Below are 23,192 nucleotides of genomic sequence, written 5' to 3' on the forward strand. Positions count from 1 at the left end.
GTGTCGAAACTAAAGAAAGAGAGCTGCTAATGCCGCAGCTCCCGATATTCGTTGGGCGAGATGCCCACATATTTTTTGAATTGCTTGTAAAAATATCCCGTTTCCACGTAACCGACCTCGCGGGAAATATCCGCCACCTTGTCGTCGGTATCCTTCAGCAGCTCCTTCGCCTTCTCGATCCGGTACTTGTTCAAATACTCGGAGAAGCCGGAGCCGGTTTCTTTGCTGAACAGCTGCCCCAGATAAGCCGGATGGATGCGGTGCGCGGCTCCGAGAGTTTTCAGCGACAGCGCCTCGCGGTAATGCCCGGCAATGTACTGGATGACCTGGTTCACGACCGGCACGCGGTCGCTGCGCTGCAGCTGCTCCATCGTGAAATGCGCGTAAGCCTTGACTGCATCCGTCAGCTCCTCCAGGGAGGAGGCTTTGCCGATCCGGTCCAGCGTTTTCTTGAACCGGAACAGCACCTCCTGCGCCTGCTCGCCGCCGCGCATATCCCGCAGCTCCAGGCGGAACGCGACGACCAGCTCGATCGCCGCGCTCTGGAGCAGCTCCGGCGTCGCGCCTTCAAGCCGCTGGAAACGGCGGAAATCCTCGTCGACGCGGCCATAGAGCGCGTCCGTATCGCGGGCGAGCAGCATGCGGGAGTAGTCGCCATTGCCGATCTCCAGCGCTTCGCCGCTTCCCGGCTGCTCGCGCAGGTCGGCGGCGTCCAGAATCGGACTGCCTTCATGCAGCAGATGATAATCCTGGGCTTTCTTCGCGAGCGCGTAGCTGCGCTGCTCCAGCGCGCCGATCCGCTCCGCCGTCCCGAGCGAGAGGCGCAGTCCTCCGGCTGCGGACAACAATTCCAGCGCGCTCCGGGCGGCTGCTCTTCCCGCATCCGCCGTATCCGACGGAAACAGCAGGACGAGGTCGCCGTCGAGGTCGGCGAAGCTGAGCGAGCGGGAATCGGCCGGCAGCAGGGTGCGGACCCGCTTCCTCAACGCGGAGACGCTCTCGCCGGTTCCGCGGACGACGGCCGACGTCAGCCACGGCCTGTCCAGCCGCAGGCCGAGCAGCTCCGCCCGCTGGGCGAGCTCGGCGGGATCGATCTCGCCGCGCATCCAGCGGTAGAGGATGCGGTCCTTGAGAATGCCGATCTCTTCCTCGGACAGTGAAAGCTCGGAAGGCTCCTCCTCCGCGTCCAGCTTGGCTGCCGTCGCAGCCAGCGTCGCCCGCAGCTCCTTGAAGTTGACGGGCTTCAGCAGGTAGTTCTCGATGCCGAGCGTCATGCCTTCCTTGAGATAGTCGAACTCGTTGTAGCCGCTCAGGATGACGGCTTTCATTCCGGGCACAATCGCCCGCGCTTCCCGAATCAGCTCGAGCCCGGACATGCCGGGCATCGTGATATCCGTGACGAGCAGATCGACGGGCTGCTTCTTCAGCAGCTCCAGCGCCGCCTTGCCGCTGCCCGCGACCGCGGCGATCTCCAGATCGAAGGCCGACCAGTCGATCGCATCCTGCAGGCCTTCCACAATAAAAGGCTCGTCATCGACGAGCATGACCCGATACATCAGCTTCTCTCCTCCTCGAGTTCGTCCGGGAACCGGATGATGACCGTCGTTCCTTGGCCAGGCTCGCCGGCGATGGACAGGCCGGCTTCGGGCCCATAGACAAGCCTCAGCCTCTCCGACACGCTGTGCAGGCCGAACGAGCCTTCGGCCTCGTCCGGAAGCGGAATCCGCAGGCTCCGCTGCACCTCTTCCAGCCGCTGCGGCTCCATGCCCCTGCCGTTGTCGACGAGCGTAATGACGATCATTCCGCGGACAGCTTCGGCCTTGATGGAAAACCGGTTGTCGCCGCGCTCCGGATCGAGCCCGTGCACAATGTAATTTTCGATGATCGGCTGCAGCGACAGCTTGATGACTCCGCGGCCCCCGATATGGCCCGACATCTCGATTCCATAGGAGAACCGGTCCTTGTAGCGGATCCGGAACAGCTCCAGGTACTGCCTCCCGAGCTCCAGCTCCTCCCGCAGCGGCACGATGCTCTGGCTGCTGACCATGCTGCGGAACAGCACGGACAGGCTGTAGATCATTTCCCCGGCGTCGTCCGCGCCTTGCGAGACGGCCCTCATCCGGATGACCTCCAGCGTATTGGAGAGGAAATGAGGATTGATGCGCGCCTGCAGGGCGGACAGCTCTGTATTCCGCTGCCTGATTTCCGCTTTGTATTCCTGTTCGATATGGCGGTCCAGCTGGTCGAGCATCCGGTTGAAGCCGCTGGCGATCTGGCCGAGCTCGTCTCCGCGGGGATCGTGGATGCGGCCGGCCATGTCGCCGGTCTCGACCCGTCTCATGAGTCGGACCAGGCTTCCCGTCCGCCGTGCGACGCTGAATACCGCGATCGAGGGAAGGGCGACCGCGAACAGGATGCACACCGCGCTTACGCCGAGCACGGTCCGCCGCATGCTTTCCGTCGCTTCGCTTATTTCAGACTTGGGAACGACGCTGACGACGTTGAAGCCTGCCGCGCTTTCGGGAAGCACCGATACGAGCGACGTTTCTTCCAGCTCCGCAGAGGGGGATAGGGCGCTGATGCGGGAAGCGTACGGATAGACCTTGCCGTAGTAGGCGCCCGAGGAGTCGAACACGACCTGTCCCTGCGGCGTCAGCACGAGAAGGTAGCCCTTGAGGACGTCCGCGTACGATGCCAGCGCCCGCTGGATGCCGTCGGAGCTGTAATAGACGAGCAGCTGTCCGATGTTCTGCAGCGTGGAGGAATCGTTGATCGCGGATCGGACCGCGTACAGCCGCTTGTCCTCCAGCGCGAGGCCGGAACGGACCCAGGGGCTTGGAAGGCTTACCGGCGGCGTCTCCAGCGCCATCGCGTCGGGAATGTAGGACAGCGCCGAGTTCAGCTGCAGCAGCTGGGGATTGCCCTCCCTCCGGTAGGCGTATAGATACTGGACGCCGGAGCTGTACAGCAGCAGGTCCCGGATGTCGGCGTCGCCTTCCGCTTTGCGCTGGAAGTAAGTCAGCGCATTGCCGAAGCCGGCGCGCGGCTCGTCCGCATAACGGTCGATGCGGAAGCGGAAGTAATCCGCGAACGGATGCTCCAGCAGATACGACACGTTTTGCGAGAGGGCCGTGTCCTGGTAAATGTCGGAGACCATGCGTTGGACCGAGTCGTTTTTGGCGGTCAGATAACCGCTGACGCTCTCCATGGCGCGCCGCTGGTTGCCGACAATGTCGCGCTCGATGGAGCCCGCCATCACCGCATAGAGCAGATAGGAGAGGGTCACGATCGCCAGCACCGCAATGGCCGAGAAGGTGGCGAGCAGCTTGGTGAACAGGTTGTTGCGGATATAGGTGCGGTAGAAGCTGCCGGCCTTCATGGCGGATGGCCCTCTCCTTTCTCCGGCCCTGTACGGGCGGCATGGTTTGAATGGGGCTAATTATAGCATAAGTCCGCCCGTTTCCCAGCCCCCGCGATGCCCGCCCTCCATGGAGGAAGCCTTCTCTGCTGCATGCCGTAGCGTCCCGGAATACTCTGTGGTATGCTAGCTGGGCAAGAAACACAACCGAAGACGAAGTCCGGGAAGGCGGCGCAGGCCGGCCACGCCCGGGAGAGGTTCGCGAACTCCCTCTATAAAAAACTACAAGGCGCACGATTCCCGCGGGGGATCCGTGTGTTTTGCGTTCGGCGGAAAGCAGCCTCTGTCATCAGGGGCATGCTTTCCGCCGTTTTCTTTGGTGCGACGCCGCCGGCGGTTGTTCGAATGGCAGAGCCGTACAGGTCGGGATCCAGAGATATGGAGTTGATCGCTGCTCTCTCTTCGGCCATCATGGAGAGGGGAAGTTGAAGCAAATGAACGGTTTGGAAAAAAGAAAAGGCAAAGCGGTCGTCGTGTTCAGCGGAGGCCAGGACAGCACGACCTGCCTGTTCTGGGCGCTGGAGCGTTACGAGGAAGTGGAGGCCATCACCTTCAGGTACGGACAGCGCCATGCGTTGGAGCTCCAATGCGCCGCATCCATAGCGGCGGAACTCGGCATCCGCCATCATATGCTGGACATGAGCCTGCTCGGACAGCTCGCTCCGAGCTCGCTGACAAGGGAGGACCTCGCGGTAGCGGACGCTCCCGCGACAGGAGGACTCCCGAATACGTTCGTGCCGGGACGCAACCTGATGTTCCTGTCGTTCGCCGCCGTGCTGGCCAAAGGAGTCGGAGCGGGCACGCTTGTCACCGGAGTGTGCGAGACGGACTTCAGCGGTTATCCGGATTGCCGGAACATTTTCATCCAGTCGCTGAACGTGACGCTCAACCTGGCGATGGAGGAGAATTTCGTCATCGAGACGCCGCTCATGTGGCTGGACAAGGAACAGGTGTGGGAGCTGTCGGACCGGCTGGGAGCTTTCGATTACGTCAGGGAAAAAACGCTGACCTGCTACAATGGCATCCCTTCCGACGGCTGCGGGGAATGCCCGGCGTGCAAGCTGCGCCGCAACGGGCTGGAGCGTTACCTGGCTCGGCGCGGAGCGGGGGCAGCAGGCGTTGGCGCGCAAGCCGGAGCCGCAGGGCGCGCATTCGAAGCGGGATCGGGGTCTGCGGCCGGATGCGGCCCAGTCCAAGCAGGGCATGCAGTCCTAGCCGCAGATACGTTGCAGGCAGCGCCTACGGCTGAAGCAACCGCTCGCCATGCGAAGGACGGCGAGTCCGAATGATGCAAGCCATCTATCCATCTCCGCCGCATGCGTTCCGTTACGAGCTGCACAAGGAATTTCATTTTGCGGCAGCCCATTACATCCCTGCCGAGGAAGCGGGCAGCTGCAGCCGCGTGCACGGCCATACCTATTTTGCCGACGTGACGGTCGCCGGCGACATGCTGGACAGCTGCGGGTTCCTTGTCAATTTCTCCGAGATCAAACGGCTTGTGAGAGACCGGTTCGACCACCGCCTGCTCAATGACGACGAAGTCTTCGGCTCCGAACCCTCCGACGACCCGGAGACGTTCCCGACGACCGAAGTCGTGGCGCGCACGGTGTGGCAGCTGGTGCAGGAAGAGCTGGACCGGCGCGGCAACGGCGCCCGATGCCTGCAGGTGTTCCTGCGGGAAACGCCGTCCAGCTACGTCATCTACCGTCCGGAGGCCGCCCGATGAGCGCGGCTCGGATCGGAGCCGGCCGAGATGAGGCGGCGCAGGTGCCCGTCTCGGCAGAACCAAGCGCTGCGGCGAAGCCCTCCGTTCGCGGAAAAATCCCGGTGCTGGAGATTTTCGGCCCTACCGTTCAGGGCGAGGGCATGGTCATCGGCGTCAAGACGATGTTCGTCCGGACGGCGGGCTGCGACTACAGCTGCTCCTGGTGCGATTCCGCCTTTACGTGGGACGGATCCGCGAAGGACGAGATCTCCTGGATGGAGCCGGCGGAAATCGCCGGGGAGCTCGAACGGCTGGCAGGCGGCAGAACGCCCGGCCATGTCACGCTCTCGGGCGGCAATCCGGCTCTGCTGCGTCCTCTCGGCGGGTTGATCGACCTTTTGCATGCGCGCGGAGCGCTCGTCGCTCTCGAGACGCAAGGAAGCCGCTGGCAGGACTGGTTCGCGGATATTGACGAGCTCACCTTGTCGCCGAAGCCGCCTAGCTCCGGGATGGAGACGGATTGGAACGTGCTGGAGGATATCGCGGCGGGATTGGCTGCGGCCGGCCGGCTTCCGTCGCTGAAGGTGGTCATCATGGATGCGGCGGATCTCGCTTACGCCAAGGAGGTCCATCGGCGCTTGCCGGGGCTTCCGATGTTCCTGCAAGCCGGCAACGATCGGCTCGAAGAGCCGGATGCGGCTGCGCTCCGCAATTATTTGGCTGATCGATACGAGCGGCTGGTGGATAGGGTCATGGAGGATCCGGAGTGGAGCCGGGTACGCGTGCTGCCTCAGCTGCATGCGTGGCTTTGGGGCAACAAGCGGGGCGTGTAGCGGTCAGGCCGGCAGATCTATTTTTGGGCAACTCAAAAAAGCCCTCCCCAAGGATAGGGAGGGCTTGAGTCCTTCCGCCCGACGAGTGGATGGTACGCGGGCTTGGGCGAGGGTATCGAAGGCAACTCAATTCATCCGGCAAGCCGGGCCGACAATCCAGGCCGACAATCCAGACAGGCCCGACTGCGTTTTCCGGCATGCCAGGCCGAGAATCCCGGCATGTCGGGTGTGAGACCCAACGGACCTCGCTGTGAATTCCGGAGGAAGAGCCCCGGAAGATTCAGGTTCTGGAATCAGCTGCACCTGGCCCTGCCGCCATCAGGACAGCTTCTTTTGCCCGTTCACCTGGAAGACGGAGCCGTAGTCGCCGGAATAGATCGGCGATCCGTACTTGCTCAGCCAGGTCGTATAGAAGCGGCTGGAGGCGTTTTTGCGGGTGACGATGACGAAGTCGGGATGGTTGGCATCCACGAGGTCGGTGACGTACACCGGGAAGCCGTACATGGACTGCTCGAAGGCGGTCCAGCCGAAGACCGTTTTGGTCGCGTCCGTAATGAACGGGTCCTGCCGTCCGTCCGCCAGCACGTCGCCGCCGCGGAACATGACATAACCGGAGGAGCCGTACAGCGTCATGACCTTCGGTCTCGAAGGGCCTTGGAAATGCTCCAGGATGTAGTCCATTTCCTTCACCGGGTACTTGTAGGAGTTCGGCTGAGGCGTATGCTGGAAGTTGTAGATGACGTTCACGCCGAGCCCCAGTACGAGGCCGATGATCAGCGGCTTCACGCTGAGGCTGAGACGGAATCGGCGCAGGCCGGGAACCGACTCGATGACGGCCGCCGCAAAGTACAGGACGAACAGCCACATGAAGAAATGATACTTGTAGTTGGACACGCCGAGGAAGAAGATGCCCATCATGAAGATGAAGCGGAAAAACCGCTTGTGAATCGAGAACGGCAGCAGCGCGACGAATGCCAGCAGCATGGAGGTCGCGGCCAGATTGCCCATGCTGTTGAACTGGATGGCCTTCCATTCGTTGATGAGCAGGTTGAAGTTGCCGTGCGTCACGGTGAGGATGAAGAAGATGCTTTTCGGTCCTGCCGCATTCAGGAAGCCGGCTCCGATGACCGTGACCGCAACGACCAGCCACCGCCAGCCGATGCGCCGGTTCAGCAGCTTGCGGGTGACGAGGCTCTCCAGCAGCGCCATGCCCATGAACACGATGATGACCGGCCAGACCCCGGAGTGGAAGTTGGCGATCAGCAGCGAAATGAGCGGGAGCAGAACCATGTAGCGGGCTGCCGGCTTGATCTGGAATTCGCGCAGGAAAACGAAGAACCAGACGATGAGAAATGCGGAGATCATTTGCGGCCGGGTCGTGAAGTAAATGTCGTAGATGCCCCACATGACAGGCAACAGGAGCAGCATCAGGATCGGCTCGCGGCCCCGGGACGGCAGGCCGAGCTCCTTGCGCGAGACGAGCATCATGCGGTAGAGGCCGAGCACGAGCAGAATCATGCAGGCAGCGGTAAGCAGGTAGGTGCCGGCCCAGCCGAAGGCGTCGTACAGCAGCGCGATGACGGCCTGGAACCCGACCTCATGCGGAACATAAGGGAGCTTGTCGTCGCCGTAAAAGGTATGGATGGCGGTATGCGGAACCTTGCCGGCCTCCAGCATGGACTTGCCGACCTCGATATGCCAGAACGTATCCGGGTCGTTGTACGATTCGGACGGCGGCATCAGAAACACGATGACCGATAGAACGAGCGCGGCGATGACCGCCGCGGCGGCGAAACGGATTTTCATGGGGATGCTCCTTGCCGGTATGGTCTTGGAATGGACAATCATTTCCCTTCATTATAGGGGCGCAGGAATGCTCCGGCAATGGAGCTCTCCGGATACTCCTTTCAACGCAGATCCAGAGAGACAGGTTGCAGGTGCTCCTAACCATAGTAGACCAATTGAAATCCAGAAAGGACGAAACTCCATGAACGAACAACAAGGACGCTCGCAAGCCGAATTGGACGGTGTCACGCTGTTAGGCAATCAAGGCACGAAGTACCCTTCCACGTATGCCCCGGAGGTGCTGGAGAGCTTCGTCAACAAGCATCCGGACCGGGATTACCGCGTCAAATTCAACTGCCCTGAGTTCACGAGCCTATGTCCGATGACGGGCCAGCCGGACTTTGCTGCGATCTATATCGCCTACATTCCCGACAAGCTGATGGTGGAGAGCAAGTCGCTCAAGCTGTACCTGTTCAGCTTCCGCAACCACGGCGACTTCCACGAGGATTGCATGAACATCATCATGAACGACCTCATCAAGCTGATGGAGCCCCGCTACATCGAAGTGTGGGGCAAGTTCACTCCGCGCGGCGGCATTTCCATCGATCCTTACTGCAACTGGGGCAGGCCGGGCACGAAGTACGAGCAGATGGCGGAATACCGGATGATGAACCTGGATCTGTATCCGGAGAAGGTGGACAACCGGTAGGAGATAGACGGGCGCGGGCAGGATTTGCTGGTGCAGGATGAAGTGGTGGGATTGGGATGGAATTCGATCGGAGTCCACCAGGAGGCATGCAATGAAAAAGAACCGATTTTCCACCTGACTTCGGTCAGCTTGGGGGTGACACCTCTTTTGCTCCATGGGTTCTATCTCAGGCGATTCTCTTCATGCGGAATCCTGATTTTCATCCTCTTGCCGTCAACAGCATCATCTATATATCCTGCTCTGGATTTGGGCTGACGTACCATCTGATTTCTTATTTTCGGACAAAAAAGCAAGAGAGCGCTCCTTGATGGGGCGCTCTCTTCGTTTATTCCTGCGTCGCTGTCAGATCGCATTCCTCCCGCTTGAGGAACTTGGTTTTATGCTTCCATTTATGGCCGAGCCAGATAGCTGTAAAAAGCGGCAAGCCGAAGTACAGCGGATGCTTTTCCTGCCATGAAAAAACACCTGATCCCCATGGGGATCAGGTGTCGGGACGAGCGAGCTTAGATCAGCTTGCCGCCTTGAAGCAGCTTGTAGAGGACGGTTGCGGCCGCTTCGCGGGTCGTAGGAGCTGCCGGCTGGAACACGGTGGAACCGTTCGCCGAGGAGCCTTCCATCAGGCCTGCCGCCGTTACAAAGGCAATGCTGTCCTTCGCGAAGGCGCCGAAGCTTGCAGCGTCGCCGTATGTGCTGATTTTGCCGCCCGTTGCTTTGATATCAAGCAGTGCGGAGGCTTTGGCCAGCATGACGGACAGCTCCTGGCGGCTGATGATGCCGTCTGGACGGAACGTGCTGTCATTGTAGCCGTTGATGAGACCGGCTGCATAAACGGCATTTACTGCATCCGTATACCATGCGCCGGCTTTGAGGTCGGTGAATGGAGCGGCGGTCGTCGTGCTGAGGCCGAGGCCGCGCGTCAGCATCGCGGCGAATTCGGCGCGGGTGACGGAAGTCTTCGGCGAGAACTTCGTAGCGGACGTGCCGTTGATCAGCAGCTTCTCAGCCAGAGCCTGGATGCGGCTCTGAGCCCACGAAGAGGAGATGTCGTTGAACGCGACGGCTTTCTTGGCCACAGCATAGGTGGAGAAGCCAGGGCGGTTCACGACCACGGTCGTCGTTCCGTCTTCATTGGCAGTGAATACGGCTGGAGCGGGTGCTTCCTTGCCGTTCTCGAGGAACAGGACGCCGGCTTTTTCAGCCGATACGCCTTTGTCCAGCGTGAACGAGCGTTTGATGAAGGTCGATGCAGGCACAGCGATTTCCTTGGAGCTGGATCCGGTCACGACGTTCACTTGGAACGTTACCGGAGTGCCGACGACTGTTGCCGATGCGAATTTGGAACCGGCAGCCTTTTGGATGACGAGCTCCAAACCGCTTCCTGCAGGCACGGATTTCAGAAGCGAGAGCGGAAGCTCAAGCGTTTCCGTACCGGTCGTCAGGTAGAGCGAACTTCCTGCAGGTGCAGTCGACAGGAGCTGAACTTGATCGGCAGGCAGGCTCAGCTTGGAAGCTTTGCCGGCTTCGGCAGCCGCGTTGACGACAAGAGCCAGCTTGGTCGTTCCGGTACCGATCGCGGCTTGCAGATCCGCATAGGTAATCGTAGTAACCGTTGCGGATGCTTCGGACGCGGTCGCGGATTTAACGGCGACCTGCTGTTGGCCTTGACCGACGACAGCCTTCAGGGAAGCCGCTGCATCCGATGGAGCAGGGGCTGGCGACGGAGTTGGAGCAGCTCCTGTTCCCGGGAAGAAGATCGGGCCGGTCGACGTGCGGGCTACAGAGAACGGAAGGTAGCCGATCGTTTGGGCTGCGATTTTGCCTTTGACGATTTTATACGCGGCAACGTTGATGCCGTACTGGCCATCCTTCAACTGTGCGGTCGTTGTGTTCCCTTTCTCGTCATCGATCTTGTAGGTGCCGTCGAAGCGGCTCGTATAGACCTTGGAATCGAGAACGGAACCGGATGAATAAGCGTCGTTGTACGTAATATAGCCGACTGTATCGTCGTTGATGTCGTTGATGAGGATTTCGTAGTAGTTCATGCCTTCCGCTGCAAGGCGGAACGAGATGTCCATGAAGTCGTTGATGCCGTCTCCGTCAGGGGACAGCTGGCGAGTCGAAAGCGTCAGATCCTGGATGCCGTAGCCGGTATCCGGCTTCTGATCGCCGACATGGACGACGAACGGAATGTGCAGAGTCGGCTTGCCCTCGGCTGTCAGAATGACGTTTCCTTCGTATACACCGACAGGAGCGTCTGTAGCGATAGAGATGGCCAGGTCAAACTCCTTCTTGCTGTTCGCGCCTGCCTTAGCGAAGCCGTCGGCCAGCCCGTCCAAGGAAATCGAGATTTTGCTGTTGTCCGGAGTGGTGACCGGGCTGTCGGAGTACGGATCTCCCGTAACCTCGTCATTCAGCTGGTAGGAAGCTTTGTAGGAAACGGCTGCGTCCGACGTGTTGTTCAGCTGCAGCTTGATGTTTCCTTTGCTGCCGGCTTTCATGACGCCGAAGCTGGCGTTGTCGCCATAGTTCGTCGTCGGAATGGGGTTCATCTCTTTGTCATAGAGAACAAGCTGTTCGACGGTTTGCAGAACGGCAGGAGTCTTGATCGCTTCCGCGATGTTGACACGGCCTGCTCCTTGGGAATACACGTCGTACAACGTACCTTCCGCATCGGAGATCGGATCTGCCGTATTAGCGAGTGCCGCACGGATTTCGAAAGGAGTCCAATCCGGATGCTCCTGCTGGAGCAGGGCGGCGAGCCCGGCAACATGCGGCGTCGCCATGCTCGTGCCGCTGATGCGGTTGTAGGCTTCCGCATAGCTGGCGTCAGGATTCGTCTTGCCGTATGCCGGCCAAGTGGACAGGATGTTCACGCCCGGGGCGGAGAAGTCCGGCTTGATGCCGAGAATGCCGTCCGAATTCGGGCCGCGCGAGCTGAAGTCGGCCATGTGGTCGCCCTGATCCACCGTTTTTGGATAGATGGAATCAAAAGCGAGCTTGAGGCTGGAGCCTTGGTTGGCTTTCAGGAAGCGAGCCAGCGCGCGTCCTTTGGATCCTTCGAGATCAAAGGCAGGAATGAACTGCAGGCTGTCGCCCAGATAGGCCGTCGGGCCGATCCAGGAATCGCGTCCCGCGATGCTTTCGCTCAGATTGGCCGTATTCGCATCGGTTGTCAGCGCATTGCCGTTGAAGATGACGATTGCCTTGGCATGATGCTCCTTGGCGATGGCGATTTTGTCGACAAACGCCAGCGTGCCGCGGGAAACGAAGACGATTTTATCTTTTACGTCGAGGCCTTTGTAATCCGCCTCGGCTCCGAGATTGGCGTAAACGGCGGCTTGCTCCTCGCTTCCGATCAAGGATGCGAAGTCTTCTTTGCCGGTATACCAGCCCATGACGTTCAGGGCGTTGTTGGTATACACGCTGCCCGCAACCGTGCCGGCGGAGTTGTAGACCGAAGCGCTGACCGATGCTCCGTAATGGTTGCTTGGGCTGGTGGCCGCTCCTACGGAGATCGCAAGCTGGCTGGAAGCCGGGGAGCCCATGGAATAGTAGTATTGCTCCGATTCCACAGCATTGTTGCCGTTAGCCACGACAGCTACGACGCCGGCCAGGACCGCGTTGTTGATTGCGATGGAGTCGGGAGTGAATGCGTCCTTGGCATCATCGGAACCTAGAGACAGGTTGATGACATCCATTCCGTCCTGCACGGCATGCTCGATTCCGTCGATGACCTGCGCCGAGGAGCCGGAAGAGCGGCCGGTTTCTTTGTTGAAGCCGAGTACCTTGTAGACATACAGATCCGACTCATAGGCCACGCCTTTATGGTTGACATCGGAGTTGTTCTCTGCGCGGGCAGCAATCGTGCCGGACACATGCGTTCCGTGGGAGGTGCCTTTATTGCCGGTTTTTTCATCCGGGGACTCCTCATAAGGATCATCCGTGTTGAAGTAGGAATCATGGCCGCCTTTGTAGGCGTTTTTCAGGTCCGGATGAAGGTAGTCCACGCCGGTGTCGATGACGCCGACTTTGATGCCTTTGCCCGTCAGTCCGGCATCCCATGCCTCGGGAACGCCGATCTGCTTGAGCGGATTGATGTCATACTTGTATGTCGTTTCGGTTGCTGTAGGGAAGCTTGTCGTCGGAATGGAATAATAAGTACGGTTCTCATAGATCGACTTGACGCCTGCAATCTGGGCAAGAGCAGGAATTTGGTTGGCCGGAAGCTCGACCTCCATCCCGTTCAGCACCGTATCGAACTGGTAGGTGACCTTAAGATCGATCCCGCTTTTTTTGGCAGAGGCGATGACACCGGATTGCTGGCGGCTGATCGCGCTCTCGGTCGCTTCGGTGCTGAGGGATTTGACGCCCATTTTTGCGGCGTATTTGCCCTCGGCGATCGTCGCTCCATCCAGCTGGACAATCACTTTGACAGGCTTGCTGGACGTGGTATCCAGGCGGGAAGAGATCATGGCGTCGATTCCTTTGGTCAGGCTCTTGGCCAGAATACCAGAGGATACAGGCGATGCAGCGGCTTGGGCCACGAGCGGCTGAAGCAGCAGCGCGGCAGACAGCGTGGTGGACAAAGCGGTCAGAATGACTTTGCGGCGAGACTTCTGCAAGCAGGTACCTTCTTTCTATAAGTGTGGTGACCTTCCCTCTGGAAGGCGTTTACGAAAAATGAAAGATAACGTGACATAATTCGACAAGTAACCTCTCATCTCTCGCGTGTGATAAAAGAATACTTCTCCTAATCTTCTTTGTCTAGTAATAATTAACAAGAATTTAAGTTTATTTTAACGTTGCCCGAATAAATCGGCGATTAGTTATTGGATTAATGCGTTAAAGCATTTAATTGATGCAGACACTTCTGTATGCGCTCTCTACTTCTTTCTTAAAGTTATCTCATAATAACAGTGGATAATAAAATAGGCCTCGCTCCATATATACATAGGTCTGAGATCCCATCTCGAACTTCTATTTCCTCCAGTATCTGCTATAATTCGACCAGGGGGTTAGTACATCTATGCTTATGACCTGGACATACCTGGTCGCCGCGTGCGTTCCAATCGCGCTTATCCTGCTGGTTATGCCGTACAGACGGGTACCCGGCACTTCCATATATATCGCCATGCTGGCGCTTTCTGCGGTGCTCAGCTTCGCCTCGCTGATGCAATACGTCATGCCGGAGCTGCAGACCAAAGTTATATGGCGCAATATCTCGCAAATTTCAGTGTTCATTTATCCCGTGCTCAGCTTGTTCCTGGCTTTGGCCCATTCGGGGTATGAGCGGTTGGCTCGAATCCGTCCCATCATCTATGCATCCCTGGTTCCAATCGCGGCGATTTTGCTCATTTTCACCAATGACTATCACCATCTCATGCGCACAGCCGTGAGGATCGGCGCCAACGGCATGCTGGATATCGAGCGGACGGCTCTCAGCTCCATGTTCATCTCCTACAGCTCGGCCAGCCAAGTTCTCGGCATCGCCGTGCTCTTCCGCACCTGGCTGACGGCTGCAGGCACAGACAGGCGCCGGCTTCTGGGCTTGATCGGAGCGGTGCTCATTCCTCTTGTATCCATTAATGTGAGGCTGGCTAATCCGACCTTGGCCCAAGGCATTCTCGGCGCGCTGGTTTTCTCCACGTTTCCGGCCTGTCTGCTGATCTTCTGGAGCTTCTATCGCTACCAGGTTCTTCATGTCGTTCCCATCGCCCGGAACAAGCTGTTCGAGATCATGAAGGACGGCATCGTGGTGCTCGATACCCGTCAGAGGGTGATGGATCATAACGCTTCCGCCTCGCGGCTCATTGCCAAAGCGGGCGGAACGCCAGGAGGCGACTGGCGCGGACTGCTGCTCGGCCAGCTGATCCCGGATGCCGATGCATGGTCGGAAGCTCATGAGCGCCGGATCGAATCCGAGGTTAGGCTTCGCTTCAGGCGGGCGGGATCCGAGGATATCTGGCTGGAGGTGAATGTCACTCCGCTCGTATCGGGGCGGGGAGACTTCTATGGAACGCTGAGCGTCATCAGCGATATATCGGAATCCAAGAAGGTCGAGAAGGATCTGCGCCGGAGAGCCGCGATAGACGGTCTTACGGGATTGTACAACCGCACCGGCTTCATCGAACGGGCGCAGCGCCATCTGACGCTCTGCGCCGAGAACGAGAGGCCGTACAGCCTGCTCATCATGGATCTGGATCTGTTCAAAGAAATCAACGACCGCTACGGCCATCAGAACGGAGATCTGGCGCTGCAGACATTCGCGGAAGCGGCTCAGAGCGCCGTGGACGGCAGCGCGATGTTCGGGAGAATCGGCGGCGAGGAGTTCGCGGTCGCGTTGCCTGGCGCCGGGGCCAAGGAAGCGGAGAAGATTGCCGAGCGCATCCGAGCGGCTGTCATGGCGGCCGAGGTGCATGCCGATGACGGCAGGGAAATCCGACTGACGGTCAGCATCGGCGGCGCCTCGACGGACTCGAAGCCGTTGGATGGGGACAAGCTTTTCCAGCTTTTGTACGGCGAAGCCGACCGATGCCTGTATCAAGCGAAGAAGGACGGCCGCAATCGGGTTGTTTTCCGCCAAAACGATTGAATGGAAGCCCGGGGCAACCCGGGCTTTTTCGGGCTGTCCTCCACATCAAGAGGCTGGTCTTGACCCGATGCGGCTGCGGGAGGAAAATAAGGGTACAAGTGAGCATCATATTCCAGGGAGGGGACGTCATGCTTCAATTCAGAGCGCTGATCGTGGACAAGCAGGATGAAGACGTGGAGGCGGCCGTGCAGACGATGGAGGAGGCGAAGCTGCCGGAAGGGGACTTGCTGGTCCGGGTAGCTTACTCCAGCATCAACTATAAGGACGCGCTGGCCCTTGAGCCGGACGGGCGGATCGTCAGCCGTTATCCCCTGATCCCCGGAATCGATGCGGCAGGCGTCGTGGAGAAAAGCTCGGAACGCAGGCTGCCGCCGGGAACGAAGGTGATTGTCACCGGCCATGGCTTCGGCGTGAGCCAGCATGGCGGGTATTCCGAATACGCCCGCGTACCGGCGGAGTGGGCGGTGCCGCTCCCGAAAGGGCTGACCCCGCGCGAAGCGATGGCTCTCGGGACAGCGGGATTGACCGCCGCGATGTCCATCCAGAAGCTGGAGGACGGAGGCGTGAAGCCGGGCAGCGGCCCGATCGTCGTGACCGGAGCCAGCGGCGGCGTCGGCACGCTCGCCGTCTCGATGCTGGCAGGGCTCGGCTATGAAGTCGAGGCCGTATCCGGCAAGCCGGAAGCCGCCGGCCTGCTGAGTGAGCTCGGAGCAGCCCGGATACTCGCCCGCGAGGAGCTGCTGCCGGCAGAGCAGCGGCCGCTGGACAAGCAGCGGTGGGCGGGAGCGGTCGACTGCGTAGGCGGGGCGATGCTGACGAATGTGCTGAGCCGGATCCAATACGGCGGAACAGCCGCCTGCTGCGGCTTGACGGGAGGCTCGGAGCTGACCGGAAGCGTCTTCCCGTTCATCCTGCGGGGAGTGCAGCTCTGCGGCATCGATTCGGTGTGGGCGCCGCAGGAGCTGCGGACCAGGCTATGGAAGCGGATGGCGGGAGATCTGAAGCCCCGCGGCCTGGAGCGGCTCATCCGCGAAGTGGAGCTGAACGATGTTGCCGAAGCGGCTCGGGCTCTGATTGCGGGGCGCGCCGAAGGGCGCAAGGTGGTCCGGATCGCAGCAGCGGGCAGTCATTGAACTAAAAGCCACCTGGAAATGAAGGGACCTTTAAAGGTCGCTCCGTTCCAGGCGGCTTTTTGGTTGGGATAATGATTGCCGATGACGAGAAGGCCGCGAGAGGCCGGGCAAGCCTGATGCTTGCCGAGTTTCCGCTCGTTAAACCTTGCGGCCCACGTACACGAGGTCGCGGCTGATTCCGTCCAGGATGGCGACATCCGGGAGGCGCCCCCACTGCCCGAAGCCATGCTTCTCGAACAGGCGAAGGCTCGGCTCGTTATGTCCAAACACAAGGCCGACCAGCGTATGGACGCCGATCGCCGGGCACGCTTCCATGGCCTTGCGCAGGAGCGCCCCTCCGATTCCTTGGCCGCGCAGCGCCTCGGACAGGTAGATGCTGATTTCGGCGGTGCCGTCATAGGCTGCGCGCGGATGGAAGGACTGGAAGCTCAGCCAGGCGACGATATGCTCGCCGTTCTTCAGCACCCAGAGCGGGCGGCGTTCCGCCGAGTGCTCGTGAAACCACTGGATGCGGGCGTCGGTCGAGATCGGTTCCAGATCCGCCGTCACCATCCTTCCGGGTATGGTCGTGTTGTAGATGGCGACGATGGCGGGGAGATCGTCCAGCGAAGCATCGGTGAGCGTATAGGACAGCAGCGTGTCGTTCATGGGTCGTCTTCCTTTCGGGTTCCGGCGCTCCGGCAGCTTTGAGACCTATTTTAGCACGAAAAACCCGCGCTGCCATAGAGGGCGGCGCGGGCTGGACAAGGGGACCTTACGGGGTAGGCGGCTGCGACGAAGACACGCCTTCAGCCGGGGAAACGCCGAGCTCGTCGGCATATTCCTCGAGCGACTTGATTTTGCCGTGCGGCTGCTGGTTTTGCTTGCGCTGCTTCCAATTGCTTTCACGGCGGCTTTTAGCTGTGCTCATATGGCCCCCTCCTTCCACTCGGTAGAATGGGCGAAGGAGCGATGATCTATTCAAGGCGCTTCAGCTGAGCTCATGGGACAGATAGGCCTGCGGCTCGCGGCGGATCGATTCCGCAGCCAGCTTGTAGGCTTCGGGAACAAGGGAGCGGTACAGCTCATACAGACCGGCGATTTCCGCAGCCAGCCCGGGATCGTTGTCGAGATCCGATGCTTTGGCTTCGGAGAGAGGCTGAGCCGGCCCGTCGGCTTCACGGAGCTCGGATGCGTCAGCCCCCGGTGCATTCGGGCCGATCCGCTTGCGGTGCACAGCTGCCGTATCCGCGAGCGCCTCCAGCAGCTCGAGCGATCCGATCCGCCTCAGCGCCGCCAGAATGGCAGCCCACTGATCCGGCGATTGAAGCAGCAGCCCTGTCCAGGCATAATACTCCCAGGCCGAGCCGCGGGCATGGCCGTCCAGCACCCGCAGCATGAAAATATCCTGCCTTTCCGGGGAAAGGCCGCGATAGGCGGCTGCCTTATCCTTCCCAGAAGCTCCGCGGAGCCGTGCGAGCAAGGGCCCGATGCAAGCCGTCACCAGCTGTTCATCGTCCATCTCCTGCCATCGTTCCCGCTCGATGTTCGGCTTGGCCGCCATCGTCGATTCCATCCCATTTGTCATTGAATTCCTCCTCGTTCAAATCAGGCTATGCCCGTCCGGCGGCGCGGCGGCTTTCTTCCACGCGGGCCAAATGATGTCATACTCGCCGGCAGCCAGCGTTACCGAATTCGCCGGCAGGCCGGCGTTTTCCTTCCGTCGATCGGGAATGGCTGCGCCGAAGAGGCGGGCCGATCACTTGTTTTCCGTGTCCGCATTCATTTTTTCCAGGCTGGACTCCTCGATCGGAAAAGCGGATAAATCCAGCTCCGGCTTCGGGTATTCGAGACCGAGCTTCTCCATCTCCTCCACAAGAATGCGGAGCACAAGATAATTCCGGAACCAGCGGTTGTTGGACGGAACGATATGCCAGGGGCAGCCGTCGGTCGCCGTCCGGGAGATCGCATCCTCGTAGGCGGAGATGTATTCCTTCCAGTATTGCCGCTCCTGGAGGTCGGTCGGATCGAACTTCCACAGCTTCTCCGGATTTTCCATCCGGTCCCGGATCTTCTCCAGCTGGAATTCGGGCGAGATATGCAGGAAGATCTTCACGACGAGCACGTTCTGCGTCGTCAGCATCTCCTCGAAATGCCGGATCTGCTTCAGGCGGCGGCGCGCTTCCTTGTCGCTCACGTGGCCGTGCACCCGCGTGATGAGCACTTCCTCATAGTAGGAACGGTTGAAGGCGGCCATGTAGCCTTTGGCCGGGACATCCTTGTGGGTGCGCCAGAGAAAATCGTGGGCGCTCTCCTCCTCGGTCGGCTTCTTGAAGCTGTAGGCGCGAAAGCCGCCGGGATTGATGCCTCCGAACACCTTCTTGATGACGCCGTCCTTGCCGCTGCAGTCCATGCCCTGGAGAACGACGAGAACGCCGTCGCTGCGGGAAGCGAAGAGGCGGTCCTGCTGTTCGGCGAGCCTCTCCAGCAGATGCGCGAACTTCTCCTCGACTTCATCCTTGTCCTCGAATCCGGCGGTATCTTCGGCATCGTAGTTTTTCAGCCTGAGCTTGCTGTCGCTTCCGACCCGATAACGGTCCATGTTCATTCGGCAGTCTCCTCCTGGGATGATTCAGAATGGAAATAGGTCTATCAAGTAGATTACCCCAAAAAGCGGAAACTCCTGCCGGAAATCCGGATGGACGGAAATTAGATCGATTTCAGGAAGATATTCGGGAGGAGTCCAAGGGAGATTCGGCATGCCCTGCGGGGCCACCATATCAGGATGCGGCGGCTTCCGCCGGGCTCGGGCCGCTTTTTTGAAATCAGGGGGCGTATTGTGAGATGATAAGGGGGATCAAAGCGGCCCAAGCGGCCGGGCAAGGAGCCATCCATGAACTCTTCGCAGCTGCAGCCTTTCAAGAAGCTGAAGAACGACATTACCCGTTTCATGATGATGTACAAGTTCGCCCTGGACGAGATGGAGACGAAGATCGAAATCCTCAAGGAGGAATTCCAGCTTCTCCACGACTACAATCCGATCGAGCATACGAAGTCGCGCGTGAAATCGCCTGAAAGCATCATGAACAAGATCTACCGCAAAAACTGCGAGTTCTCGCTCCCAGCGATCAAAGAGAAGATCCAGGATATCGCCGGCCTTCGGATCACCTGCTCGTTCGTATCCGATATTTACCTGATCCATGACATGCTCAAGGTGCAGAAGGATCTCGCCATCGTGCAGGTCAAGGATTATATCGCTCATCCCAAGCCGAACGGCTATCAGAGCTTCCACCTTCTGATCGAGGTGCCGGTCTACATGTCGGATCGGCAGGAGAAGGTGCTCGTCGAGGTGCAGATCCGCACGATTGCGATGGATTTCTGGGCAAGCCTCGAGCACAAGCTGTATTACAAATACAACAAGGCCGTTCCCGAGCATCTGCTTCGCGAGCTCAAGGAAGCGGCGGATTCGGCCGCTGCGCTGGACCTCAAGATGGAGCGGCTGCATCGGGAGGTCCAGTCCCTGCAGGAGGAGGAAGAGGAGGAAGGCGACTTCCTGCCGGCGCTGTTCGGCGAGGGAGAGCGCCGCGGCATCCAGATTCCGCCGCAGCTGCTCGGACTGCTCGGCGGCTCCGACTCCAAGTGAATCCGCAGCTTTCCTGTTGCCGGGGGAAGCTGCCGGCAAGGTCCTAGCAAGGTTCCATCAAGGTCCCGGCCATGTCCGTCATGGCCGAGGGCCTTTTTGGCTTGCCCGGGCAGCGCCCAGCCGTCCATGCTCCGCCTTCGGTGCGTCCAACTGCTCGTCGGCATCGAACGGGAATCCCTCTCCGGCAAGGCTTCTCGTCAGCAGCACCGTCGCGGGATCTGAGGCGTGAGGCTCGGGAAGCCTGCGAGCGGCGCTGCATTCCCGGGCGGCCTCGAGCCGGTCGCGAAGCGAGGAGGTGAGACTCTCCGCAACGGCGGCACGGCTTTCGTGCGAAGTTTCGGCAAATCCGAGTTCGCCGCACAGCGGCTGCCCCCGGTCATGCAGCTCCTCGAGAAGCTGCGGGCTCAGCGTGTGGAGGTTGAAGGGGCCGAGCAGCAGCTCGTTCTCAGCCTCGACAGGGAACAGAAGCATGTACAGAAGCTCGAAGCAGGCTCTCTCCGCGCTGTCGGCCGAGGGGGACGGGGAGGGGGCGGGAACGGCAGCCTGAACTTGCATGTAATAACCGGCGTAACGCTCGCAGAATTGCTGGTACTCTTGCTCGAACAAGGCCAGCTCCCGCCAGATCAGGCCTGCTTCAGCGCTGTACAAGGAGACGCGGCGGAGCAGGCCGATGAGCAAAAAATGACGTTTGAGCTCCCGTTCCATCCAGCTGTATTTCTCCTCCGTCAGCTCGGGGTTGCCGCGAAGCACCGTTTCGCGAACCTGCAGCAGCCATTCCTCAGGCAAGGCTTCCTCGAGCCTGCGCTCCTCCTCGGCGAGCTCTGCCGGCATTCCCGGAAGCAGCCCGGCCTCGGCAGATGCAAGCTCCCTGTAGACCGGCTCCCCTTCGCATTTCTTCTCCCCGTCGCCGATCTTCGCCGGCTCTCCCAGCAGATTCATCAGTTTGCCAAGCATCCGCCATCATCCCTTCCATGGATTCCTACCTACGATTAACCCTGCCGGAGGCGCGGGCAACCGCAGCGGCTGAAAAAAACGCAGGAAGGCCGCCCCCCGGAGGAGCGGCCTTCCTGCGTTCATGCTGTTTGTTCAGCCAAAGCCGCAGCGTGGATCAGCGACTTGACGTTCTCTTCCTGGTCTGGTTCAAGGCCGAGGAAGGCGGCGGTGGAATGAATGCCGTCCTTTTCCCACAGGTAAAAGAGCTGGCGCCGGGCATCCTTCTTCGGATCGACTTCAAAGACATCGAAGAGCTTGTTGCCGTCCTCGGCAACGGTGACACGGACGCCGTCCAGATCGAGCGTCCGCAGGACGGTCATCTTGGCGGCATCGACGATCGGAGCCTTGCTCTGATACAGGTTGAGCGTATCGTTCATGGCGTACAGGGTCGGTTTCAAATCGGGGTCCGGCTGATAGCTCGTTTCAAGCATATCCACGGCAGGCCTGAATTTGGAATACCGGTTCCGGTCGCCTGCCTTGTTCAAGCGGGCGTCCATGAGCTTCAGCCGGCCCTCCGCCAAGGTCGGACGGATATTGATTTCAAAGCCCAGCGTCTCCGCGGCCTTCTGCAGGTCCTTGCCGTCATAGAGCGGGAAGGAGAGCCCTTCTCCCGAGTAGTCGGCCTGCCTGATCTGCTCGGGGAATACATAGGAGCGCAGCATTTTTTCCAGATCCGCCATCGTCACATTGCTTCGATGAGTGAGCGTTCCTTCTCGGGTATGGTTCTCGCTGAAGTAATCGACGGCATACCAGATTCCCGCATCCTGCCATACGAAGCTTTTGGCTGTTTCCGGCAGATGCCAGGCATAGGTTTGGATGGTGGAGACCAAGGTGCCCTCGATCCCGGCGTAGGCGATGTCCTCGTACTTGTAGAACTGGGGATCGGCTGGTCCCCAAGTCGCTGGCGCGTTTGTCCGAACCGTTGCGTTTTGCTTCTGGCTATAAATGGTTTCCAGCAAATTATCCTTGGAAGCCAGCAGCTCGAAGGCTTTCTCATGCGGAAATACTTCATATCCGGTTTTGACGGTCATGGAGACGACGTTGTCTTTCATGTCCATATATTTGGCGAGATTGATCGTCTCCAGCCGGTAGCCTTCCGGCAGATAGTCGGGCACCTTGTACTTGAACCCGGCAAAATCATTCGCCCTCTCCAGGCCGGAGAACCATTTGGACCAGTCGTTTATCCGCACTAGATTGAAAGAGGCCGTATGCGCCTGAGCTTGCCGGGAATCGGATTCGGGAGCGGAGCCGGTCTTGGTGTTCGGAGCTTGGGCGAGTACGGCGGCTCCGATGGCGAGGAGAGCCAGAATGGCGGCGGCGGACAGGCGATAGGAGCCTTTGCGGAATTTGGCGATCATCGTGATCCTCCGTTTCATTTCGTGTTCGTGTTCCAGGAAAGGCGAGAAATTGGCCGCTGTCCTGGAGCTGCGGGCCAAGACTTTCGACAGCAGCAGCAGCGTCCTGCCATATGCGGCGGACTCGCGCTCGCCGAGCACCTCCAGCACTCCGGCGTCGCAGGCCACCTCGCGGTCCGTTTTCATTTTCCGGATGGCCAGCCATACGAAGGGGTTGTACCAATGCATCGCGGCGGCCAGCATCCATAGGAGGTTGATCCATAGATCCTTGCGCTTGAAATGGGTCAGCTCATGCAGCAGGATATGCTCCAGCTGCCGGGAATCGGCGATGACGGCGATATCCGCCGGCAGATAGATTCTTGGCCGCATCAGCCCGTAGAGGTAAGGACTTTGAAGGCCGAAGGTTTCATGGATCGGTATCGGCCGTCCGATGCCAAGCTTCCGCCGGCTTGTCTCGAGCGCGGACAGGATCTCGGGGTCGTCGCTCAGGCGGAACAAGCGGGATCTGGAATGGAATCGGAGCGCCCCGATCAGGAAGCAGACGCTTAGAGCCGCAAAACCTCCGAGCCACGCCAGAGCAAGGATGGATGCCGCTGGCCAGCGGACATGTCCGTCCGCATTTCCTTCGGGCGAAGAGGCGGGCGGTGCGGAAGCGGATGGTGGCGGCGCCGCTAGTCCGCTCGGATGAGGCGGGTCCTCCGCTCCGGACACAGAGTTCGGCTGCGCCGCGGCTCTCGTGCCGCTCTCGGCGGAAGGCTTTGGAGCCGCGGACTGCCGCAGCGTGGAATCGACCTGCGTCGCCGCCTGTGTCGCCTGCGGCATCAGGCTGAACAAGCTGATCGGGCTTTGCGGCGCCAGCGGAACGAGCAGCTTGATCAGCACGAGCGTCCAGAGGGCATAGGCCAGCTTGGGGCTCGGCTTCTTCTTGAACAGCTTCCGGAAGGCGAGCAGCGCCAGGATGAGAACGGTCGACGTCAGCGAGGCGCTCAAGAAGAGGTGGAAAATCGTTTGAATCCGTTGCATGGCTGGAATACTCCTTCTTTATCG

The 23,192-nt window shown here is 59.9% G+C and carries 16 protein-coding genes, 1 pseudogene and 1 riboswitch; of the genes and pseudogenes, 7 read left to right on the forward strand and 10 right to left on the reverse strand.

Features of this window, described 5'->3' with window-relative positions; genetic code table 11:
- Nucleotides 1-26 precede the first annotated feature (26 nt).
- Both CIC07_RS02580 and CIC07_RS02585 read right to left on the reverse strand, forming a co-directional pair.
- Nucleotides 27-1,556 (reverse strand): response regulator transcription factor, encoded by a 1,530-nt coding sequence (locus CIC07_RS02580; protein ID WP_076358911.1) that lies wholly within the window; start codon nucleotides 1,554-1,556, stop codon nucleotides 27-29.
- Entirely contained in the window at nucleotides 1,556-3,379 is a 1,824-nt protein-coding gene (locus CIC07_RS02585) for a sensor histidine kinase (protein WP_076358910.1), read from the reverse strand. Before CIC07_RS02585 ends, CIC07_RS02580 begins: the two co-directional genes overlap by 1 nt.
- A gap of 227 nt (nucleotides 3,380-3,606) precedes the next feature.
- Nucleotides 3,607-3,650: riboswitch (PreQ1 riboswitch) on the forward strand.
- Between the two features lie 202 nt (nucleotides 3,651-3,852).
- Between CIC07_RS02585 and queC the strand changes: the two are divergent.
- The 3 genes and pseudogenes from queC to queE form a co-directional block, all read left to right on the forward strand.
- Nucleotides 3,853-4,518: pseudogene (queC, locus tag CIC07_RS02590) on the forward strand (7-cyano-7-deazaguanine synthase QueC); the annotation flags it as partial.
- Between the two features lie 185 nt (nucleotides 4,519-4,703).
- Nucleotides 4,704-5,144, forward strand: coding sequence for a 6-pyruvoyl trahydropterin synthase family protein (locus tag CIC07_RS02595; protein ID WP_076358908.1), 441 nt, complete (start codon nucleotides 4,704-4,706; stop codon nucleotides 5,142-5,144).
- Nucleotides 5,145-5,284: 140 nt separating this feature from the next.
- Nucleotides 5,285-5,956 (forward strand): 7-carboxy-7-deazaguanine synthase QueE, encoded by a 672-nt coding sequence (gene queE / locus CIC07_RS02600; protein WP_234993066.1) that lies wholly within the window; start codon nucleotides 5,285-5,287, stop codon nucleotides 5,954-5,956.
- Nucleotides 5,957-6,274: 318 nt separating this feature from the next.
- Here the strand turns inward: queE and CIC07_RS02605 are convergent, their stop codons facing one another.
- Nucleotides 6,275-7,762 carry a hypothetical protein gene (locus CIC07_RS02605; RefSeq protein ID WP_076358907.1) on the reverse strand — a complete coding sequence of 496 codons (1,488 nt, stop codon included), beginning with the start codon at nucleotides 7,760-7,762 and terminating at the stop codon, nucleotides 6,275-6,277.
- 181 nt (nucleotides 7,763-7,943) lie between these two features.
- Between CIC07_RS02605 and queF the strand changes: the two genes are divergently transcribed.
- Nucleotides 7,944-8,450 (forward strand): preQ(1) synthase, encoded by a 507-nt coding sequence (queF, locus tag CIC07_RS02610; protein ID WP_076358906.1) that lies wholly within the window; start codon nucleotides 7,944-7,946, stop codon nucleotides 8,448-8,450.
- 503 nt (nucleotides 8,451-8,953) lie between these two features.
- Here the strand turns inward: queF and CIC07_RS02615 are convergent.
- Nucleotides 8,954-13,072, reverse strand: a complete 4,119-nt coding sequence (locus CIC07_RS02615; protein ID WP_094248318.1) for a S8 family serine peptidase — start codon at nucleotides 13,070-13,072, stop codon at nucleotides 8,954-8,956.
- Nucleotides 13,073-13,476: 404 nt separating this feature from the next.
- Here CIC07_RS02615 and CIC07_RS02620 point away from each other — a divergent pair, with 404 nt between their 5' ends.
- On the forward strand, nucleotides 13,477-15,042 hold the full coding sequence (locus tag CIC07_RS02620; RefSeq protein WP_076358904.1) for a histidine kinase N-terminal 7TM domain-containing diguanylate cyclase: 1,566 nt from the start codon (nucleotides 13,477-13,479) through the stop codon (nucleotides 15,040-15,042).
- A gap of 128 nt (nucleotides 15,043-15,170) precedes the next feature.
- Nucleotides 15,171-16,175, forward strand: coding sequence for an oxidoreductase (locus CIC07_RS02625; protein WP_076359120.1), 1,005 nt, complete (start codon nucleotides 15,171-15,173; stop codon nucleotides 16,173-16,175).
- A 138-nt stretch (nucleotides 16,176-16,313) separates the two neighbouring features.
- On the opposite strand, the gene CIC07_RS02630 is transcribed toward CIC07_RS02625, so the two are convergent.
- The 4 genes from CIC07_RS02630 to CIC07_RS02645 form a co-directional block, all read right to left on the reverse strand.
- Entirely contained in the window at nucleotides 16,314-16,823 is a 510-nt protein-coding gene (locus tag CIC07_RS02630; protein WP_076358903.1) for a GNAT family N-acetyltransferase, read from the reverse strand.
- Between the two features lie 106 nt (nucleotides 16,824-16,929).
- Nucleotides 16,930-17,085, reverse strand: a complete 156-nt coding sequence (locus tag CIC07_RS02635) for a DUF6254 family protein (protein ID WP_165895290.1) — start codon at nucleotides 17,083-17,085, stop codon at nucleotides 16,930-16,932.
- A 60-nt stretch (nucleotides 17,086-17,145) separates the two neighbouring features.
- Entirely contained in the window at nucleotides 17,146-17,742 is a 597-nt protein-coding gene (locus CIC07_RS02640; protein WP_139334453.1) for a hypothetical protein, read from the reverse strand.
- A 171-nt stretch (nucleotides 17,743-17,913) separates the two neighbouring features.
- Nucleotides 17,914-18,762 (reverse strand): PPK2 family polyphosphate kinase, encoded by an 849-nt coding sequence (locus CIC07_RS02645; RefSeq protein ID WP_083688587.1) that lies wholly within the window; start codon nucleotides 18,760-18,762, stop codon nucleotides 17,914-17,916.
- Nucleotides 18,763-19,047: 285 nt separating this feature from the next.
- On the opposite strand from CIC07_RS02645, the gene CIC07_RS02650 reads away from it, so the two are divergent.
- Complete coding sequence (locus CIC07_RS02650) at nucleotides 19,048-19,797, forward strand: GTP pyrophosphokinase (RefSeq protein ID WP_076358901.1); 750 nt, start codon at nucleotides 19,048-19,050, stop codon at nucleotides 19,795-19,797.
- A 78-nt stretch (nucleotides 19,798-19,875) separates the two neighbouring features.
- Here CIC07_RS02650 and CIC07_RS02655 read toward each other — a convergent pair whose 3' ends face one another.
- A complete protein-coding gene (locus CIC07_RS02655; protein WP_076358900.1) occupies nucleotides 19,876-20,751 on the reverse strand; it encodes a hypothetical protein in 876 nt (291 codons plus the stop codon).
- A 119-nt stretch (nucleotides 20,752-20,870) separates the two neighbouring features.
- On the reverse strand, nucleotides 20,871-23,168 hold the full coding sequence (locus CIC07_RS02660; protein WP_076358899.1) for a M56 family metallopeptidase: 2,298 nt from the start codon (nucleotides 23,166-23,168) through the stop codon (nucleotides 20,871-20,873).
- Nucleotides 23,169-23,192: the final 24 nt, after the last annotated feature.

Origin of the sequence: Paenibacillus sp. RUD330 (assembly GCF_002243345.2) — a bacterium.
In the GTDB taxonomy this organism is placed as follows: Bacteria; Bacillota; Bacilli; order Paenibacillales; family Paenibacillaceae; genus Paenibacillus_O.

Coding starts and splice junctions, on each gene's coding strand:
- CIC07_RS02580 (WP_076358911.1), bottom strand. CDS start 1,556: ATGTATCGGGTCATGCTCGTCGATGACGAGCCTTTTATTGTGGAAGGC.
- CIC07_RS02585 (WP_076358910.1), bottom strand. CDS start 3,379: ATGAAGGCCGGCAGCTTCTACCGCACCTATATCCGCAACAACCTGTTC.
- CIC07_RS02595 (WP_076358908.1), top strand. CDS start 4,704: ATGATGCAAGCCATCTATCCATCTCCGCCGCATGCGTTCCGTTACGAG.
- queE (WP_234993066.1), top strand. CDS start 5,285: ATGGTCATCGGCGTCAAGACGATGTTCGTCCGGACGGCGGGCTGCGAC.
- CIC07_RS02605 (WP_076358907.1), bottom strand. CDS start 7,762: ATGAAAATCCGTTTCGCCGCCGCGGCGGTCATCGCCGCGCTCGTTCTA.
- queF (WP_076358906.1), top strand. CDS start 7,944: ATGAACGAACAACAAGGACGCTCGCAAGCCGAATTGGACGGTGTCACG.
- CIC07_RS02620 (WP_076358904.1), top strand. CDS start 13,477: ATGCTTATGACCTGGACATACCTGGTCGCCGCGTGCGTTCCAATCGCG.
- CIC07_RS02625 (WP_076359120.1), top strand. CDS start 15,171: ATGCTTCAATTCAGAGCGCTGATCGTGGACAAGCAGGATGAAGACGTG.
- CIC07_RS02630 (WP_076358903.1), bottom strand. CDS start 16,823: ATGAACGACACGCTGCTGTCCTATACGCTCACCGATGCTTCGCTGGAC.
- CIC07_RS02635 (WP_165895290.1), bottom strand. CDS start 17,085: ATGAGCACAGCTAAAAGCCGCCGTGAAAGCAATTGGAAGCAGCGCAAG.
- CIC07_RS02640 (WP_139334453.1), bottom strand. CDS start 17,742: ATGACAAATGGGATGGAATCGACGATGGCGGCCAAGCCGAACATCGAG.
- CIC07_RS02645 (WP_083688587.1), bottom strand. CDS start 18,762: ATGAACATGGACCGTTATCGGGTCGGAAGCGACAGCAAGCTCAGGCTG.
- CIC07_RS02650 (WP_076358901.1), top strand. CDS start 19,048: ATGAACTCTTCGCAGCTGCAGCCTTTCAAGAAGCTGAAGAACGACATT.
- CIC07_RS02655 (WP_076358900.1), bottom strand. CDS start 20,751: ATGCTTGGCAAACTGATGAATCTGCTGGGAGAGCCGGCGAAGATCGGC.
- CIC07_RS02660 (WP_076358899.1), bottom strand. CDS start 23,168: ATGCAACGGATTCAAACGATTTTCCACCTCTTCTTGAGCGCCTCGCTG.